Annotated in this window: 18 protein-coding genes and 1 tRNA gene; 9 read left to right on the top strand and 10 right to left on the bottom strand. The window is 41.4% G+C overall.

The window, feature by feature from the left end; translation table 11 throughout:
* Window positions 1-222: 222 nt before the first annotated feature.
* The 5 genes from EO92_RS11370 to dph5 all read right to left on the bottom strand — a co-directional run bounded on the left by EO92_RS11370 (window position 223) and on the right by dph5 (window position 4,162).
* Window positions 223-894 carry a diphthine--ammonia ligase gene (locus EO92_RS11370; RefSeq protein WP_048133750.1) on the bottom strand — a complete coding sequence of 224 codons (672 nt, stop codon included), beginning with the start codon at window positions 892-894 and terminating at the stop codon, window positions 223-225.
* Window positions 895-1,027: 133 nt separating this feature from the next.
* A complete protein-coding gene (locus EO92_RS11365) occupies window positions 1,028-1,927 on the bottom strand; it encodes a carbohydrate kinase family protein (protein ID WP_048171702.1) in 900 nt (299 codons plus the stop codon).
* A 300-nt stretch (window positions 1,928-2,227) separates the two neighbouring features.
* Window positions 2,228-2,617 carry a DUF555 domain-containing protein gene (locus EO92_RS11360; RefSeq protein ID WP_048133753.1) on the bottom strand — a complete coding sequence of 130 codons (390 nt, stop codon included), beginning with the start codon at window positions 2,615-2,617 and terminating at the stop codon, window positions 2,228-2,230.
* Window positions 2,618-3,022: 405 nt separating this feature from the next.
* Entirely contained in the window at window positions 3,023-3,304 is a 282-nt protein-coding gene (locus tag EO92_RS11355) for a DUF357 domain-containing protein (protein ID WP_048133755.1), read from the bottom strand.
* A 57-nt stretch (window positions 3,305-3,361) separates the two neighbouring features.
* On the bottom strand, window positions 3,362-4,162 hold the full coding sequence (gene dph5 / locus EO92_RS11350) for a diphthine synthase (protein ID WP_048171700.1): 801 nt from the start codon (window positions 4,160-4,162) through the stop codon (window positions 3,362-3,364).
* Between the two features lie 164 nt (window positions 4,163-4,326).
* On the opposite strand from dph5, the gene EO92_RS11345 reads away from it, so the two are divergent.
* On the top strand, window positions 4,327-4,569 hold the full coding sequence (locus EO92_RS11345; RefSeq protein ID WP_048171699.1) for a thioredoxin family protein: 243 nt from the start codon (window positions 4,327-4,329) through the stop codon (window positions 4,567-4,569).
* Between the two features lie 54 nt (window positions 4,570-4,623).
* Complete coding sequence (trxB, locus tag EO92_RS11340; protein WP_048171697.1) at window positions 4,624-5,541, top strand: thioredoxin-disulfide reductase; 918 nt, start codon at window positions 4,624-4,626, stop codon at window positions 5,539-5,541.
* 166 nt (window positions 5,542-5,707) lie between these two features.
* Here trxB and EO92_RS11335 read toward each other — a convergent pair whose 3' ends face one another.
* Complete coding sequence (locus tag EO92_RS11335) at window positions 5,708-5,989, bottom strand: helix-turn-helix domain-containing protein (RefSeq protein WP_048066210.1); 282 nt, start codon at window positions 5,987-5,989, stop codon at window positions 5,708-5,710.
* A 245-nt stretch (window positions 5,990-6,234) separates the two neighbouring features.
* Between EO92_RS11335 and EO92_RS11330 the strand changes: the two genes are divergently transcribed.
* Together EO92_RS11330 and EO92_RS11325 are read left to right on the top strand one after the other, a co-directional pair.
* Entirely contained in the window at window positions 6,235-6,747 is a 513-nt protein-coding gene (locus EO92_RS11330; RefSeq protein ID WP_048171757.1) for a response regulator, read from the top strand.
* A 1,016-nt stretch (window positions 6,748-7,763) separates the two neighbouring features.
* Window positions 7,764-8,642, top strand: coding sequence for a tetratricopeptide repeat protein (locus EO92_RS11325; RefSeq protein ID WP_048133761.1), 879 nt, complete (start codon window positions 7,764-7,766; stop codon window positions 8,640-8,642).
* A 187-nt stretch (window positions 8,643-8,829) separates the two neighbouring features.
* On the opposite strand, the gene EO92_RS11320 is transcribed toward EO92_RS11325, so the two are convergent.
* Window positions 8,830-9,621, bottom strand: a complete 792-nt coding sequence (locus EO92_RS11320; protein ID WP_048171695.1) for an HAD family hydrolase — start codon at window positions 9,619-9,621, stop codon at window positions 8,830-8,832.
* Window positions 9,622-9,840: 219 nt separating this feature from the next.
* On the opposite strand from EO92_RS11320, the gene EO92_RS11315 reads away from it, so the two are divergent.
* The 3 genes from EO92_RS11315 to EO92_RS11310 all read left to right on the top strand — a co-directional run bounded on the left by EO92_RS11315 (window position 9,841) and on the right by EO92_RS11310 (window position 12,505).
* On the top strand, window positions 9,841-11,037 hold the full coding sequence (locus EO92_RS11315; RefSeq protein WP_048162079.1) for a tetratricopeptide repeat protein: 1,197 nt from the start codon (window positions 9,841-9,843) through the stop codon (window positions 11,035-11,037).
* 224 nt (window positions 11,038-11,261) lie between these two features.
* Complete coding sequence (locus EO92_RS17835) at window positions 11,262-11,603, top strand: hypothetical protein (RefSeq protein WP_156165806.1); 342 nt, start codon at window positions 11,262-11,264, stop codon at window positions 11,601-11,603.
* On the top strand, window positions 11,600-12,505 hold the full coding sequence (locus EO92_RS11310; RefSeq protein WP_048171755.1) for a RimK family alpha-L-glutamate ligase: 906 nt from the start codon (window positions 11,600-11,602) through the stop codon (window positions 12,503-12,505). The genes EO92_RS17835 and EO92_RS11310 overlap by 4 nt, the downstream gene beginning before the upstream one ends.
* A 354-nt stretch (window positions 12,506-12,859) precedes the next feature.
* Here the strand turns inward: EO92_RS11310 and EO92_RS11305 are convergent, their stop codons facing one another.
* Complete coding sequence (locus EO92_RS11305; protein WP_048171693.1) at window positions 12,860-13,360, bottom strand: cupredoxin family copper-binding protein; 501 nt, start codon at window positions 13,358-13,360, stop codon at window positions 12,860-12,862.
* A 578-nt stretch (window positions 13,361-13,938) separates the two neighbouring features.
* Here EO92_RS11305 and EO92_RS11300 point away from each other — a divergent pair.
* Window positions 13,939-15,195, top strand: coding sequence for an acyltransferase family protein (locus EO92_RS11300; RefSeq protein WP_048171691.1), 1,257 nt, complete (start codon window positions 13,939-13,941; stop codon window positions 15,193-15,195).
* Window positions 15,196-16,052: 857 nt separating this feature from the next.
* Here the strand turns inward: EO92_RS11300 and EO92_RS11295 are convergent.
* Together EO92_RS11295 and EO92_RS11290 are read right to left on the bottom strand one after the other, a co-directional pair.
* Window positions 16,053-16,138 (bottom strand) — tRNA-Ser (locus EO92_RS11295).
* Window positions 16,139-16,302: 164 nt separating this feature from the next.
* Window positions 16,303-17,052 carry a peptidylprolyl isomerase gene (locus tag EO92_RS11290; RefSeq protein WP_048171689.1) on the bottom strand — a complete coding sequence of 250 codons (750 nt, stop codon included), beginning with the start codon at window positions 17,050-17,052 and terminating at the stop codon, window positions 16,303-16,305.
* 634 nt (window positions 17,053-17,686) lie between these two features.
* Here EO92_RS11290 and nikR point away from each other — a divergent pair.
* Window positions 17,687-18,154 (top strand): nickel-responsive transcriptional regulator NikR, encoded by a 468-nt coding sequence (gene nikR, locus EO92_RS11285; protein WP_048171687.1) that lies wholly within the window; start codon window positions 17,687-17,689, stop codon window positions 18,152-18,154.
* Window positions 18,155-18,213 lie beyond the last annotated feature (59 nt).

Raw genomic sequence — 18,213 nt, 5'->3', positions numbered from 1 at the left:
ATCAGTAAATTGTATTGGGGGATAGGGCATCTGAGTATTGGAAGTGTGGGGATATGGGGGATAAAAGAGCTGGTTGAGGTTTACAGCGAGAAAAGATTTTTTTCTCAGATGCCTTACTTAATAAATATCTCGCATAATATATAAAAATGAGCATATACTGCGAGGTTTCAGGATATTCTTGCAGTACCTATATTTTTTCGGGCTTCTGCCAGTTATGAAAAATCAGTTCTTATCGACCAGTCTTGCATCCAGGATCTTTAAGGAGCCTGCATCGCCTTCCCATTCAACTTCACTTTTTACAATTTCTATGCGCTTTTTGAAGAAAGGAGCATCAAGGACTACGGTTTCGTATTCTCCGCCTTCCCCTGCCATATGGACCATGTACCTGCGGTTCAGGGCTTTGAGGTTTTCTATTGAGTTCACATTAATAGGGCGGCCAAGCCAGGACTGGTCCATTCCATTGGCTGCAACTCTGACGATCCTGATATCGAGAACTTTTGCCATCTCATACAGGAGTTCTTCAGGGTCCCTGTGCCAGAGAGGGGCATATACTTTAAGCCCGAGGGAATCGCAGATCTTCTGTACCCTGCTTGCCTGGTACTGCGACTCAATAGCGCCTACAGACACACCGTCCACGTTCACCTTCTTCAGAGCAAGAGTAAGGTCATCAAGCTCAAGTTCCTTAATTCCGCTGGACTGCTGCTGAATCAACGGGATTTCACTGGCGGCAGAGATCAGTTCTACCATATGGAGGTTGATTGAGTGGTACATGTAGGAGTCATCCCTTGCGGGAATAATACTGATGAGGTGGGTTACCTCGTGTCCCTCTTCAAGGGCTTTGTGGATGGCAAAGACCGAGTCCTTGCCGCCAGAAATCAGTGCTGCTATTTTCATCTGCATCCTCTTCTGTAATTCCGTTTTTTCGTACTTCCAGGTTATAATTCGCGGATTATAGTTCGGGAGTTTTTATATAACATTTTATATGTATTTTCCATTTCGGCCCGCGTTCCACGGATTTCTTGCGATCTCAGCTCTCTGCTTCCAGTTTTCCGAAGCTGGCTTCGTAGCGAGATCTCATCTCTTCCCAGGTTGGAAGGCCGGTCTGGCAGCCCCGGGTCTGCACGGTAAAGGAAGCCACAGTTGACCCTATTTTTCCGCATGTGGGAAGGGAATACCCCCTGGTGTACGCCAGCAGGAAACCGGCCCTGTAAGCGTCTCCTGCTCCGGTAGGGTCTACAGCCTTTACGGAAACTACAGGAATTGCCCATTCATCGTTGCCTGTGTAAATTTTGCTGCCTTCTGAATCGTATGTAACAACAATAACATCAATCATAGCCCTGAGCTCGGAGAATGCTTTTCCGGTCATCTCTGAAACTCGCCTGATTTCGTGCTTGTTTGCAAAGAGAATATCAGTGTGGGCAAGGATTGTCTCGAGTTTTTCTTTTGAGTAAGTCACCAGGTCCTGTCCCGGGTCAAAGGAGACAAAGCCGGCAATCTGCGCTATCTTTGCATTGTAGACGCAGTCTGCTGTTGCCAGGTGGACAAAATCTGCAGGTTCAGGCTCAAGCTCTTTGAATTTTGAGGACGCTCCCCAGTAAAAATAGGTGGTCTGGTTGTCTTCCCGATCCGTGAAAATGAAAGCCTTGGAAAGCTTCAGGTCTTCAATACTGTAAAGGCGGGAGAGGTCAACACATGCTTCCTTAAGAAGCTTCTCATATCCCGAGCTTGAGAAATCCATACCTACAGGAGATATCAGCTGGCTTTTTCCTCCCAGCTTTGCAATGGCAACTGCAATATTTGCAGCTCCACCACCAGGATATTCTTCATAGTCATTTACAGGGGAAGACTCGTTTAGTCCTGCTATTTTTTCAACATCTACAATGTAATCAAGGGCGATATGCCCCACTACGGAAATTACTCTGTCCATGCAGTATCCTCTTTTTTATGGGTATGGGAGGGGCCCGGGAGTTTGTGGAATAAAATATATTCTTGAAAGTTAAGTAAAGTAAAGTAAAGTAAAGTAAAGTAAAGTAAAAACTCAGGAAAAGATAAAATTACTGATTTATTAATTTATGCCGTGACAGATGCTTCTTTTTTTAGCCCGAGATATTTAAACCCTGGCTATAGAAAAGCTGTCTTATAAGAAGCCGTACCGGTACGAAAAAACCGTAAAGGTACGCCTTCCTCTGCCCCGGCATTTTCAACAGGTTAAGGGAAGGAAATCTGTTTATTTATTTGCCTTACCTTTCTGCTGCGGTTCGCTTTTATCGTTTGACCGTTCGAATTCCGTTACTTCTACAACTGTTAAAGGAATATCGCGGAGGGACTTTCCGATGACGGATTTTGCGATCCTTTCCGCATGTTCCGCAGATTCGGCATCAAAAACCTTCATTTCAAAAACCAGTCCTACAAGAGCGGTATTTGCCGCTATGAAAACACTGCTAAAAGGCTCATCGCATGCCGGGCATGACGTAGTTCCCACATCAACCTCTACAAAATCCAGTTTGGGGTTCAGGCGTTTTCCAGCTTCAGAAATCGCAACCCCTATTGCATCATCAGCCGTTTTTACATCTCTAACCAACCAAGCTGCTTCAAGTACCACATGAAAGTTCTTCATAATTATCCACCGTAGTTATTTAGTATAAGTTTTTAAGAATATTCCCGGAGTGGGGAAAAGTATTACAAAATCTAAAGAATCGAGTAAAGGATATTAATTGTTTTGGCTTCGAATAAGCGTTTGTATTTATAAACTTTACTTATGATATGGTTTTTCAGTTTAAGCTTTTAAATTCTCAACTTTCAGCTATAAGTTTCAACTTATTATATTTTATTATTCTTTAATTTCTCAGCTTTTATTTTTCAGCTTTCAGTTATTAGCGTTTGTTTTTTAGTTATTAACTTTTTAACCTTCAGTTTTTCTTTTTCAGGATTCCTTACCTTCTATTCCTGTATATATGTAAGGGTTACTATATTCCTATACTGTATTCCTATTTTTTATTCCAGTCCTGTTCTTTCAGGTCTTTTATATTGTAAAAAGAGTCTCGTCGTCCACAGCAAAGACCCCGAGTTTTGCTCCGGCATCAAGCCAGGCGTGCCCATAGCTGAAGGAAGCCAGGGCGTTTACAGGGTCCCCGTTCTCAAGAAAGTAGATTCCATCTTTATAGTAGGCTTCTGCCATTGTGTAGTAATCCACTGCCACTGCATGCATATGGGAGTCAGGGATTGGAGCATACTTTGCTTTCTGCAGTGCTCTTTTTAACATATCCTCATATCTGTTGACCTTTTCATTCAAATCGGCAGGCATCTTGACCACCAGGAAGTCCTTTTTGCATTTTTTATTCGATCAGTTTTTTATTTGATCTTATTCCGTCTCTTCCATAATTTCCTCAGGACCGTCTGCAAGTTTCACAAGGGCTTCAGCTTCAAGGAAATGCAGTTTTCCGGGGACTACCAGGATATGAAGAGGCTTTCCAAAATCAAAATCCTTCAGGTTTTCTGCGTAGTCAGCTTTTACCACGGGCTTCTCCGAGCCTGCCCTTGCGATTCCCACGGCAACAGCCATGTCCATTACACTTTCCCCTCTTTTTGCTTCAACCTCAAGCAGGAGTTCAAGAGCAAGGTTAACGGTCATATATCCTTTATCTTTATCGATGTCCAGAAAGACAAGGGTATGGAGGCCAAGTTCGGAGTTTTGTTTTATGGTATCATAAGGAGTTTCCGAAATTACCCTGGCTCCTCGCCGGCTTTCGTAGGGGTATGGGATACTTGCGGATTTTCCGAAGCGGTAGTTCTGAAGCCCGGTAAGCCCTGAGACGGCTGAGGCGATTGATGCTCCATGAACCAGGCGGGTTTCTATCCCTAGCTTTTCGGCTCTGAGGCGCAGGTCAACGTGAGTTGTGGAGACCATTGTATCCCCGCCTGTGAGGAAGGCGACATTTTTGTCTTTTGCTTCATCCAGCCAATCAGGTTGTTGTTCCACGTCTTCCCTTGAGAGTAAATGGACTTTCTTTCCGTAGAGCTGTTCCATTTTTTCAGGGTTTGTTCCCATTAGGCAGGAAGTGTAAAACTCAGCGTATACAAGGTCAGCTTCCCGGACAGCCTCAAGCCCTTTTAAGGAAATATCGTATTCGTCAAAAAGGCCAAGCCCTATAAATGTGAGCATACCCCGCTTTAGGAGCTTATTGGTTTAAAGCTTTTGGCGCCGCAGGCTTATCCAGGGAATCTGTGAATCTATTTTTGGATTTTCGGATACTCTCAACGTATTTATATTTATAAATTAATAACAGAAATAAGGGTTACAATAGCAGTTTTTGGAGATGTATTTTTATGGTAAAGGTTACGCTTATTCATGCCAGCTGGTGTACGGCATGTCCGGCAACACGCAGGTTCTGGAAAGACCTTCAATCGGAATACGATTTCGAGTACGAGGAAATTGATGTAGAGACTCCGGAGGGTCAGGCTCTTATTGATAAGTACGGCATAGCCGGTGTCCCTACAACTCTTATTGATGGGGAACCTGCTTTTACGGGTCTTCCTAAAAAAGTAGATGCTATAGCCCGCATTACGTGAAGGCGCGTTAAAACTTTATTTTTTGAACTCATTTTCTGTTTATGGGAGGAAAGTATGTACGACCTGATAATTATAGGAGGGGGGCCTGCAGGGCTTGCAGCGGGAATTTACGCTGTGCGTTTCGGGCTTGAGACTCTTATTCTGGAAAAGAGCGAGATCAGCGGCCAGATCTCTATGGCAGATATTGTAGAAAACTATCCCGGCTTTCCGTCAATTTCCGGACTTGAACTGATGGAAAAATATCGAACACATGCTCAGGAAGCCGGGGTTAAGACCAGGATTACTGAAGTTATCTCGGCCCGGACCGAAGGGGCAAAAAAAATAGTCTCAACGGATAGCGGGGACCTGGAAGCAAAAGCTTTAATCATTGCCACAGGCGCAAATCCAAAGCATCTGAACGTGCCCGGCGAGAAGGAACTTATCAGCAAAGGAGTCTCCTACTGCGCAATCTGCGATGGGCCTTTTTTCAAAAACAAAACTGTAGTTGTTGTGGGAGGCGGCAACTCTGCAGTTACAGATGCTCTTCTTCTTTCAAAGGTTGCCCAGAAGGTATATCTTGTCCACAGGCGGGACCGTTTGAGGGCTGCAAAAGTCCTTCAGGACCGGGCGTCTGCAACTCCAAACATTGAGCTCATCCTCAATACTCTTGTCCTGGAAATAGTCGGGAGCGGTGAAGGGATTAAAAAGGTAGAAAAAGTTATCCTGCAAGATCTCAACAGCAAAGAATCACGGGAGCTTTCTACTAATGGTGTTTTTATCTATGTGGGCATCCACCCGAATACCGAATTCGTTAGTGTGGAAAAAAATAATGAAGGCTTTATCAAGACCGGCCGCTGGATGGAAACCTCAGAGAAGGGAATTTATGCTGCAGGAGACTGCCGTGACACTCCTATCTGGCAGCTCGTAGCAGCGGTGAGGGATGGAGCAATCGCAGCCACGGCCGCAAACGAATATATCGAAAGCCTTAAATAAAATATGTCCTGGAATGGCTCATGCCGGAACTCGGCCTGGAAACATGGTTCTTATAAGTATGGTTCTTGCCAGGATCGTAAAGTCAACACTATTCATGCAAAATTAAAAAAGGAACAGTAAGATTGCCCTGTCCCTAACTTACGCATTCGGGAATTCGCTTTATGGCTTATTCCAGCATCTGGTTAATTTTATTGTAAAAATCTATGATCAATCTTGTCGCGTCGCTTTCCATATTCAACTGAAAGGTTCGGATCTGCTTTCCAAGAGGTTTTTCTATGACAATACCCGACTCTATTAGCGGGGTAATGACTCTTGAGACACTGGAGTGAGACAGACCGGTCTCTTCTGCTATTCCTGATAGGTAGGTCGATTCGTTCTGGTGCCCGATCAGATTTTTAAGGACGGTCATCTGTGCGGTTTTTCCAAAGATTTTTTCAAGTGGATCCATTGTTATCATCTCAGAGGTGGCTGTTCTCCGTAAGTGATTCTTATTTCCAATATTAACTTGCTATTTATGGTTATAAACTTATCTCCGTATTGGGTAGTCAGACTATTCATATTAAATCTCCGAAATATTTGGATAACTCTGCTCCCTCTCTTTTCACTGTGTATATTTTTAGTGGATCTCTTAGTTTTAATATTTGAGAAATGTTTAATACCTAAGAAAATCTATACTGTATGAGGTGGAGGGAAATGCATAACATTAATCTTGACCGTGAAATTTTAAAGCTTATAGAGGGACAACCTGAAATAAGCGAAAGAGATATTGCCCGAACTCTTTCTGTTTCGGAAGAGTTAGTAAAAGTTCGGATTGCAAACCTTCGTGATATCAGGGAAAAAATCCTGATTATGGGTAATAGGCATAATGTCCACCAGACCCTTAAGAAGGTTCTCGAAGCTGAAAACTATAACGTTGTCAATGCATCGGACAGCTTTCCAGCCCTTGAAACAGTGAATGCGGAAAGACCAGACCTGGTACTGCTTGATACGGCTTTTCTGAATACAGATGGCTTTGAAATCTGCAGACAGCTTAAAGCCAGCCCAAGGTGCTGCTGGGTTCCTGTTATGATGCTGAGTGAAAGGGATAAAGCGGAAGACAGTGTTAAAGCCTTTAAATCAGGAGCTGACGATTACGTTGCTGAGCCTTTTAATCCTCTGGAATTGAAAGCAAGAGTAGGAATGATCCTGAGACGTAACCGGATTTGAATCCGGGAGGAAATTCCTTTCTTATAAGCAGTAATACTGTCATAAGGAAGTCAGATTTATTGAAAGGTGAAATTTACTTTTCTTTCTCCTTTTCAGGTTCTGCATACTCTAACAGATTGTTCCGGGGTTTGAAATTCGGCAGATTTCTTCGAGGCATCTTAAGATTTTTATTTACACATTCCTTAAGATGCCCTCTTTACTTGTATCCTGTTAATATGCTTATCAACTATGTTTATTACTTTTACTAAATAATTGTGTGAAATACATATCTATAAATTTAGTGTGTAAGTTCCTCAGATATACTTATGTTAGTTTTTAATTATTTTAATAAAGATTACTTTTTACAAATCCTATTAGATCACTTCTTAAAATGGGTCTCTTCGTTAAAATTACAGATTCTTTTAAAATTACATTTTCCCGTTAGAATCAAATTTATCATTAAAATTAGATTTTCCGTCAAAATTACATAGCTTCGTTGAAGTTCTTTGAGAACTCTGCCGCAACTTCGATATTAGGGTAACAAGTAATGATTTCCATACAGGTCGCGCGTAGAAATCGGCTTCTTTTTATCCAGAAGATATTTCCCCGGTCTTTACCTATTTACTTTTCAGGGACAACCTGAAGAATTTTTTGGCGAAAGCGGAACTGAAATGATATTTATAAGAAAGGCGGTGTATATTGAGCCCTTCAAAATCATATTTTAGTCGACGAATATCAAATTTATTAATTTAGTTACTAATATGTCACAGATTTGCTAAATATCGACTTTATTAATGAGTATGTTTTGAAAACTCTATTTTTAAACTAATTATGTTTATGAATATTTCAAAATGTTTAAAAAAGAATAAAACGTAAATTATCATGCGTAACTGTTTTTCCATCCTTATTTCTGATAAGGAACTAAAGTACAAAACCGATTTAATGCTCTGAAAGTATATTGTTGTTCAAGGTAGATGTGGTAAAGCTGTGGAAAAACGTAACCCAAAAAAGGTGTGGCAAATAGGTGTGGTAAAATTATGACTTTGAATGAATGGTATAATAAAGGCGTTGCACTCCATGAACTAAAAAGGTTTACAGAAGCTCTGGATGCATACGATAAGGCTCTGGAAATAAGCCCTGATAATGCAAAAATCCTGTTTAGCAAAGGGATTGTTCTCAAAAGCCTCATGAGGTACGAGGATGCTCTTGATGCTTTTGACAGGTCCCTGGAGATCAACCCTGCTGATGCTAAAACCTGGTGCTTCAAAGCTGAACTTCTCCTGAGTCTCATGCAATACGAGGAAGCCCTGGATGCATTCTACCGGGCGGTATCCCTGGCTCCTGAAGACCCGGAAGTCTGGTACAGGCGGGGAATGGCTCTCAGGGAGATGAGAGCATACGAAGATGCAATGGACGACCTTGAGAAAGCTATTCGGCTCTATTCAAAGAACTACGACATGGGCTCCATGAGCGCAAGCGAATGGTGCAAGAAAGGAATGGGGCTCTGTAAAATAAAAAGTTATCAGGAGGCTCTTGATGCTTTTAACAGGGCACTTGAGTTAAACCCGACTAACGGAAAAGCCCTTTACAACAAAGGGGTCGCTCTGCGCTGGCTTGAGAAGAATGATGAAGCAAAATTATATATTGAGAAAGCTGTGGAGATTTTTGACAACAAGATCAAAGCAAATCCCGAGAATGCAAGGTTCTGGTACAACAAAGGAATTGCCCTGAGAGACCTTGAGAAATACAAAGAAGCGCTTGAAGCTTTTGAAAAGGCTATAGACATCAACCCGAGCTTTACAAAAGCCTGGATTGGCAAAGGAATAGTATACGACAGAGTTAAGAAACACCAGAAAGCAATGGAAGCCTATGAAAGGGCAGTTGATATAAACCCTATATACTCAGACCTTATTTAAGCAACCTTAATATAGAGCATCTTTCCAGAGAAAATGCAGATACGGAGCCAGAAAAAGCCGTTAACCAGAAAAAGCCGTTAGCCAGAAAAACTTGTTCAGGAACTGACAGGCACATTGGCTAAAATTATCTTTTTCCCTTATCTTTAAACTGTCTTTTTTATTATAGTTTATCCAGCCGGACTTTTATTTACGGATCAATTTGATTTTTGTTTTGCGGATCTGTCTGAACATGAGGGCTGTTCAGGGTGCCGATATATCCCATAAGATCCTGAAATGTGTTGAGCTGGAAGTCAAAGCATTGTTCTGTTTCCTCTGTGGGTCTCCAGTCCCCATAGGATGCATATGCTGTTTTTAAGCCTAGCCTGCGTGCAGGAGCCATATCTCTTTTGATGCTATCTCCCACCACCAGGCTTTCTTCCGGCTTTAGCCCGAGAGCATCAAGAGCAAAGAGAAAATGGGCAGGGTCCGGCTTTTTCGTACCTGTCATATCTGCAGACACAAGGAACTCAAAGGAATCAAGAAGCCCGACTCTTGTAAGCCTTGCATGGGCATGGTACCTGTCAGCGTCTGTTATTATTGCAAGTCTGAGCCCAAGTTTCTTCAGTTCCTCCAGGGTATCCCTGACCCCCGGATAGAGTTCGAGGTTTTGCAGTTTTTCCCTGTCATAGATCTCACAGCACTGTCTGTATGCCTGCGCTGTGAAAAGCTTTCTCTCCTGCATGTAGTCCTTTATGTTTTCATAGTCTTCAAACCCGTAAGTTCCCCTGAGAAAGTACCTGAAAAGTTCTGCGGGATCCTTCTTAAGGTTCTTATCCCCCTCTCCAAGATAGGAAAGGATCTCCCTGCATGCTATGAGTTTTACGGCTACGAAATCAAAAAGAGTATTGTCCATATCAAAGAGAACAGCTTTCAGAGTTTTCGGGCGATTTTGCTGTACATTCTTCCGGACACTTTCCATGGTTTCCCTGATCTGGTTCATTTTTTCGGATCTATTTTATGTTTTTTGAATTTTTCGGACCTTCTTCTTTTTCTATTCCCCTTTTCCGGACTTTTCAGACTACTTTTTGGGGGAGGCTATAAAAGCCATAAATGACAGATGTATAGGTCATAACGAACAATAAACTTAAGTAGATAACGAACGCGAGTACTTGAAAAATTGTGGGTCTTAATTGTAAAAGACAGTAAAGGAAATTTGGACATGAACTCTGGAGAACACAAGGACGAACCCTTCACAAAAGAAGGAAATGGAGATAAAACTGAAACCGGAGAGGGGTCAGTTTCCGATGATATGTATGTACTGGATGACTCGGAGAGTGTGGCAAGGGAAGAAGTCAGCAACGAAATTCTTGCAGCCGAACTTAATGAATGCGGCCTTGATCTTCTCAGGCTTGGCAAGTTGAATGAGGCAATTGTTGCCTTTGATAAGGCGATTGACAGAGACCCGAAAAATATCTATCTTTTGAATAATAAGGCTGCAGCTCTTGAAAACCTTGGGCAGTTTGAGGAAGCTCTCAAACTCTATCAAAAAGCTGTTGAGATTGAATCTGAAGATGCGGACCTCTGGAACAACATGGCTTTTTCCTATTCTCAGGTGGGAGAATACGAGAAAGCAGTCGAAGCCTATGAGAAAGCCCTTGAGCTCAGGCCGGACTATCCTAATGCATGGTATGGAAAAGCCCTGAACCTCAGCCAGGCAGAAAAATACGAAGAGGCTGTTGAAGCCTATGAGAAAGTCCTTGAGGAAAATTCGGATTATAAAGAGGCCTGGACAGGAAAAGGTATAGCTCTCGGACAGCTGGGAAACTACGATGAAGCAATTATTGCATACGATAAAGCACTCGAGATAGACCCTGGTTTTCTTGAAGCCTGGTATTACAAAGGAGTGGACCTTGACAGCCTTGGCAGTTACAAGCAGGCTCTGAAAGCCTACGAAAAAGCCGTGGAAATTGATCCTAAAAATGACGATGCCTGGAATAATATGGGCATAGATCTGGAAAACCTGGAAAGGTATGATGAAGCAATTAATGCTTTTGAAAAAGCAATCGAAATAAATTCCGAAAACTCCGATGTCTGGTATAACAAAGGATTTACCCTCAGCCAGGTGCAGAGGTTTGAAGAAGCTGTCGAAGCGTACAGAAAAGCCACACAGCTTGACCCTGAATATCTGGAAGCCTACTCAAGCCTCGGTTTTGTGCTGACTCAGCTCAAACGCTTTGAAGAAGCTCTGGAAACCTATGAAAAGGCACTTAACCTTTACCCGGATGCTGCAGACGCCTGGTTTGGAAAAGCTGTCTGCCTGAGTTTCCTCGGACGTGAAGACGAAGCTGAGGACGCATATATAAGAGCTGTGGAAATCGACCCCAGATATTCTGAGATTGGTGGGAACATTCAGTAAATCCGGAGAGATCTTTTCCCTCCTGATCTTACTTTCCACTTTCTTCTTACTTTCCACTTTCTTCTTTTAACTATAAGCCCCTGGGTTTAATGAGCTCGCTGCAAGAATGGGCGTTCGCGTGATAAGCTGTGTGATAAGCTGTGTGATAGAATCTCTTGAGTAGTTCAGAGACCCGAAGAAATATCTATCTCACGACCTCATCCGACATCCTCAGGCTCATATGCATGGTCGAGAAGCCACAGTTAATTCCGACAGGGCCTGAACCTTACGGATTGTCATCAAGAATTCACCCTTCCTACTTTATAATTTATCTTGGAACTTTTCACTTTTTTAGATTCGTTTCCTGGTTTCCGGAATGTCCGAAAAAACCGAAAAATCTAATAATCTTAAAAAGAGAAAATCCGGCAAAAATGCAGGACTCAGCAGCGAAAAACATACTTCAAAGCATGATTTTAAGCATAATTTTAAGCATAATTCTATATACCGGAAACGCTTTTCAAATAGATGTACATCTCCCTTTAAATTTAGAAACACTTCCCCACAGGGTGGAGCGGATGAAAGAATGAAAGGATGGATTCTTTACAAGAGCACGGCTGCCGAATTAAGGCCCGACCTGTACGAAATTCACCGCTTCATCGAGGTTGCGGGTGAGAAGGGAATAGAGCTCAGGGTTGTAAAACCCGATCAGTTCGACCTTATTGTAACAAGGGATGACAGAAAAAGCATTCTTCTGGACGGGGAAGTTGTCCCCCTCCCGGACTTTCTCCTGCCGAGAATGGGTGCAGGCACAACCTATTTCGCACTTGCGGTTATCCGCCACCTGGAACGCCTCGGGGTCTGCGTTTTTAACTCTTCGCAGAGCATTGATACCGTCAAGGACAAGCTCTATTCCCAGCAGATCCTGGCCGAAAGAGGAATATCCTCTCCCAATACAATGTTTGCCAAAAACCCGGTCAACATAAACCTGGTTGAAAAATACCTGGGTTTCCCCCTTATAGTAAAAGCCCTCTCCGGCTCCATGGGCAAAGGAATCTTCCTCTCGGAAAACCATGACAATTTACGGGACATCATGGAACTGATCCATGTAACCAACCCCAATGCAAACATAATCCTTCAGGAGTTCATAAAATCCAGCCTCGGCAGGGATCTCCGCGTTCTCGTAATCGGAGGCCGGGCAGTCGCCTGTATGGAAAGAATCGCTCCCGCAGGCAGTTTCAAGTCCAACTACTCCAGAGGTGGAGAAGTTCGCAAATTCGACATGACCCCCGAGATAGAACAGCTGGCAACCGAAACCGCCCGCACCTTTGGTCTCGACATAGCCGGCATCGACCTTCTCTTCAACGGCGACCACTTCAAAGTTTGCGAGGCAAATTCTTCCCCTGGTTTCGAGGGCATAGAAAAATGCTGCGAAGTCAATGTTGCAGGCATGATTTATGATTTTGTGAGGGGAAAGGTGGGGGAAAAGTAAAGGTCAAATCTTTGATCTGACACTCCACAAATGTCCTCCAATGAAGCATTCTTCTTGTTATCGTTTGTGGAAAATTACACCAGAATCTGCAATTATTATTTTGATCGAATCTTCAAGAAATTCAAATTGAAATCTTTGAATGAATGTACAGGGTCAAAAAGTGTGTGAAGTTTCAAAACCGCAGGTATGAATAACTTATACAGTTTTTAGATAACCCAATAGCAGAAATAAATAGTAAGAATTGAACAGACGCCTGCGAAAAGTGAGTACAAAGTAAAGAATTCGTTTTAAAAACTTAAATGAAATTTCAGTAAATTTTGATATTCCGAATTTAGCACAGTTTTTCTAAAGCCTTTATTCCGTAACCGTAACAGTTCCTTTCATAGATGGATGGATAGAACACTCGTACTCATAGACTCCCGGTTTGGTAAACACGAATGAGTAAGAGTCTCCGTCCCTGAGTGTATCAGACTCAAAATCAGGACCTTTTATTGTATGGGTAATTGAATCAAGGTTCGTCCATCTTACGGTATCTCCTGCTGATATTGTGACTTCTTCAGGGTTAAAGGCAAAATCCTTGATTGACACATCAACCGTCTGGCCTTCCCCTCCGGTTTCAGGCGTTGTATTTGAAGCTGGAGTTATGGCTTCAACGGGAGTTATAGCTTCAATTGAAGTAATAGCTTCAATGGGAGTTACAGCTTCAACTGGAGTTACGGTTTCAACCGGAGTTACGGTTTCAGCGGGAGTCACTTCTTCGACCGGAGTTGCAGGCTCTTCGGCACCATTCTCTGCGCATCCTACTGCCAGAAATACGCTACATAAGACTAGCAAAATAACCAATTCTCTTCTCATTATTTTCCCCCATGCAAAATAAGAATGCTTTATAAATAACGTTTTGATTTTATAATAATTCCTACCAAATTCGGAATATAGTTCTTTTTCGGGATTATTGTATGTCAATAAGAGTTTTAAATAATGGATATTTGATGTCGACTCATATCATTTTTTTCTCTACGCGTTTTATTGTCTTCTATTTATAAAATAGGGCTTCATGCGTCTTCGGTTAAGTGAGGAATCATGATAAATCGCATCCATTTCTACAAAAGTTTTCAAAAAAAACATCAGATTATAAGATGGAGAACGGCATCGATTTGAGGTTAATTGGACAAAATTTGAGGCATACTTCTGGTACAAAATCGATAGCCTTTAGGCAAGAAAATTCCTTGACCGATGACCAATGAAATTAGCTTAAATTAATTCCTGAGATAACTTCTGGGTAGTTTAAATTAACTTCAGTCGAATACCCCGCCAGCTTGCTCCGGGGTGCGCCAGCGCAACTTTGATTTATAAGATAAACTTCTGGGTAACTAAAATTAATTCATGAGGTAAACTTCTGGGACAATTTTAAGATATGTGTAGGGACTGATATAATGAAAAACAAAATAATTGCATTTGACTTTTTAAGAGCATTAGCAATAATTATGATTATTCCAGCTCACTTGAGTAATTTTTTATATTCTACTTATGGGAAATTAGCACTCTATGCCTTTGATCCTTACTTTGCAAACATGGGTTTGGGTCTCTTTATATTTATGAGTGGATACCTGATATATTACAATAATCACTCGATAAACTCGCTTCAAAATATATTTGATTTCTATAGAAAAAGGCTTCTTAGAATCTATCCCCTTTACTGGGCTGCACTGGCTACATTTGTACTGGTATTTTTCGTATTTGCCCCGAGGTTAAATTCAGGCTTTGTTTTTCCCAATTCGGAAAATGTATTTGGTTTTTTTAATATATTTGTACATGTACTTGGGCTGCAAATCCTGCTTGCTCCGGCTTATGCATCTCCTATGCTAACGCTTTATTTTGTAGGTTTAATTGTTATTTTCTATGCCATTTATCCGTTTCTCATTATGTACTCAAAGACTACAAAACGCCTCTTACTTTCCTCTACCATTATATATCTCGGATTCTTTTTAATCTCAAAAACTTTCAATATTATTGACCACCGCTTTTTCATGTTTTTCCTTATATTCGTTTTTGGGATCCTTGCCTGCAAGGAAAGCCAGTTTGGAAAAGCTGTAAAGATCCCCGTGAAAACACCCCTTGCCCAGGTCCTGCTGGCAGTTCTGCCGGTCATCTTCGTACTGACAATCGTTATGGGATTGAGGGAGTCTCTATTTCTGGACCCAAGAGTTTCCGTAACCATTGATACCGCGAGTGGCGGCACAATAGGTTCTTCCATGGTAAGATCTATCCTGGACAGTATGGCAGGTTTATTGAGTATTAACCCGCCTTTACTACAGTTCCTCATTGACACACTACTTCTAAATATTTTTGTAATTTTGTTCTGTGTATTGGAGTATTCGTTTGCGATGAAGTTTGTCAATGAAAAATTCTCACGTTCTTTAAGCTCATTCTTTACGTATATTGCTACATCTTCGTACTGTGTTTATTTATTCCATAGACCATTTTTTGCCCTGTGGAACTCGGGAACAAACTTCATAGTTTCTCCAATTTTACGCGATGTTATTCTGGTGTTTATAGCTATTCCCCTGTTATTTTTCATTTCATACCAGATTCAGACAATGGAACTGAACTTGAAAAGAAATTTCTCCCACGGAAAATTCCCTGGAAAAAACCTGCCTTATACAAGATTTATTACAGGTTTTAATAAATGAGAATAATATGTGAGAACAGATCAAATCAAGTTAATCAGACGTCGGAATAACCATAAAAAATTGTAGATTAAGGTAGAGAATAAGAAAAGGACAGGAAATAAGACTCAGTACCAAAATCCAGTGATGAATGTAAAATTAAAAATCACTGGATTTATAATGGGTTACAATTCTTGTGATAAGATCTTTGGATCGCGGTTTTTGATCTCGAATACTGATTTTGATTAAAGGCCGGATTCTTCTTGCGAATTCAGAATTTCAATCAAGAAATGCAATAATCACTAGATTTTGGAACCGAATCCAGTTAACTGAAGAATATATCTTTAAATATATTTGTGCCACTACTTTATCAGAAAATTTTAAATATTATAAAAATAATTATGAATTAACAAGTTATATAATAACTTGGAAAAACAGAAAAACGGAAAAACGGATTTTCAGATGATAAATATATTTGGATATTGGGAAAGAACCTAAACTCCCAATTCCTATTCTATTCTTAACCAATTCTCTTAAAACATATACGGTAGGCTGGTAAAAACAGAACTGTTCATATACACAGATCTGATTCTAATTCCGGAATTTGGTTTTCGGAACACGGATTCCCCTGGCCTGCAGCTTATAAATATTTTTGTTGAACAGATAGAAGGTTCTATCGAACTTAAAATTACAGTGGGGCAAAGTTCAATATCAACTTCAGTAAGCTGAAAAAGTGATAACTGAAGCTTTCCGATGTATAAATTTTCAGTCTCCCGATGTAAAAGTTTGATCTTACTGTTTTAGAAGTACGGGACGCGGCAACTATCGGAGATAGGCATTGATTGGAATAAAATGATTTTTTAAAAAAAGCATTGAAGTTACGCTGAGGGGGAGATTCGAACTCCCGTAGCGCGTGAGCACTACCGGTTTTCAAGACCGGCGCCGTAGTCCGCTGGGCTACCTCAGCATGTTGAAAATATACTTTTAAATGTAACTTTTTTTGGCTTTCCGGATAAATCCCGGCAAAACGTCCTGATATTCCGGGACGCGTATACAGAGAACCTGATTATTATATATAAAATTTGCGAAGAGAAATAACTCTTCGCATTTCTGTTAATTACAGTTAAATAATTATTCCTGGGACTCGGAAGTCTCTTCTTTAACTTCGGTTTCGGCTTCAGCCTCGACTTCAGGCTCTGCAGGTGCAGGGACTTCAGCTTCAACTGTGAGCTTTTCAATGAGCTGGACTTCTGTGAGACCGGCGTACTTGAAGAGTTCGGATGCTACCCTGTTCTTTGCCATGAGCCAGCGCTGGTTGAAGGTCAGGCCTGTGGGCACATTGATCTTTGCGACACCATCAACGATTTCGACTTCGGTGTCACGAATGCCGGTATAGAGGGCAAGAATACCCTGGATCTTTTCAACGTCATTCTCAAGGATCTTTTCAATGGTGTACTCGTAGTTAACAGTCTTGCCTGCAAGGGGGCTGTTAAAGTCTACAGTGACCCTGCGGCCGATAACCCTGCTGACAACTCCTCTTCTGCCGTCCAGTTCAACAGGCATGCCGGGGTGAACATTTCTGTCCGGGAGCTTTGTTATGGAAACGGTCTCTACGAGACTCGGGTTGCTTGGGCCGAATGCCTTTTCCGGAGGGATTGAAACTGTGCCGGAGTAACCATCTTCCTTTCCTTCAAGGTCTTCATCAAGGCCATCGATTGTGTGCCCTGCTCCAACAATAACGACGTCTCCGCCGTAAAGTCCGCGGGGATTATAGATCTCTTCTTTTTTTGCAAGCTCTTCGTCTGTTGTGTCGAAAATCCTGCCGTCCTCAAATCTACCTGTGTAGTTTAACTTTATGAAATCGCCTTTCTGAATTGCCATAATTCTCAACTCTTCTATTAAATTAATTAAATTTGATAAGTAAGGAAATTATCCTTTATTAGTTAAATTCCTGAACTTTTAGAGTAAACGCGTTTCACGCTATAGAACTCTGGCTTTAATAAGCTTTTTGGGAACCAACAGGGTTGCCTGAAACCTCACTGGTCGTTGTAAAAATTTTAATTTATTGTAATTTATCCCATAACCAGCACCTGCTGCCATTATGGGATATTTGGGGAAAAGATTCGGCCTGTAATACGGAAGAAAAGTCACTTTCATTTTCGTCTTAGAAACTGTCCTCTGAGGCAAAAATATCCTTTTTTGCAGCTTTGTCAGGCAGGGACAGAAGTTCCGGCAGGAAGACTTTAGTCTGTACCAGTTCATTCATGCCGTCATTTTGTCAGATAAACATCTTTTGAATCAAACATAACTCCAGAGTCTAATTATCTCTATCCTGTGACTGTTTATGTCTCTGAATACAATAAAATCTTAAATATATCCTTGAATATTATATTTAATGGGGATTAGGAAATATAGTGGATTTTATCTGTTTGGTCAACAGGTTTGATTTTTCATCAGTAAAACGGCTGAGGCCAGAAAAGCCTGACAGAAAGGATTTCATTTTCAGGAGAGGTGTATGGAAAAAAGACTTATGAGAATAGGGATTTCCCTTCCCGGGGAGCTTCTGGATAAGTTTGATAAAGCCCTTGTGAAGAGAGGATACTCCTCACGTTCTGAAGGCATAAGGGATGCCATAAGAACATACAACCAGCACTATGGATGGATGCAGCAGATAGAAGGCAAAAGGGCTGCAAGCATCTCTATTGTATACGATTGCTCAAAAAAAGGCGTAACAAGTACCCTGGCAGAAATTCAGCATGAATACATGGATCTGATAAGCTCTTCAGTCCATTTCCATATGGAAGAAAATTTCTGCTTTGAAGTGATAATCCTTGAAGGGGACGGAGAAAAAATAGTGGAACTGGCTGAAAAAATCCTTAGTTTAAAGGGAGTTAAGCACGCCAGATTAACAACCGTACCTGAAGAGAGGACAGTATCAACTATCCCTGAGCTAAAGAGGCTGTCCGACAATTACCGCGGATAATAAGAGTTTCCTGTTTGAATATATACAAATGATTTTATAATTTTGTTATGGACATTTGA

The organism is Methanosarcina sp. 2.H.A.1B.4, from assembly GCF_000979385.1.
GTDB lineage: Archaea > Halobacteriota > Methanosarcinia > Methanosarcinales > Methanosarcinaceae > Methanosarcina.
This window is presented reverse-complemented; position numbering and strand designations above follow the sequence as displayed.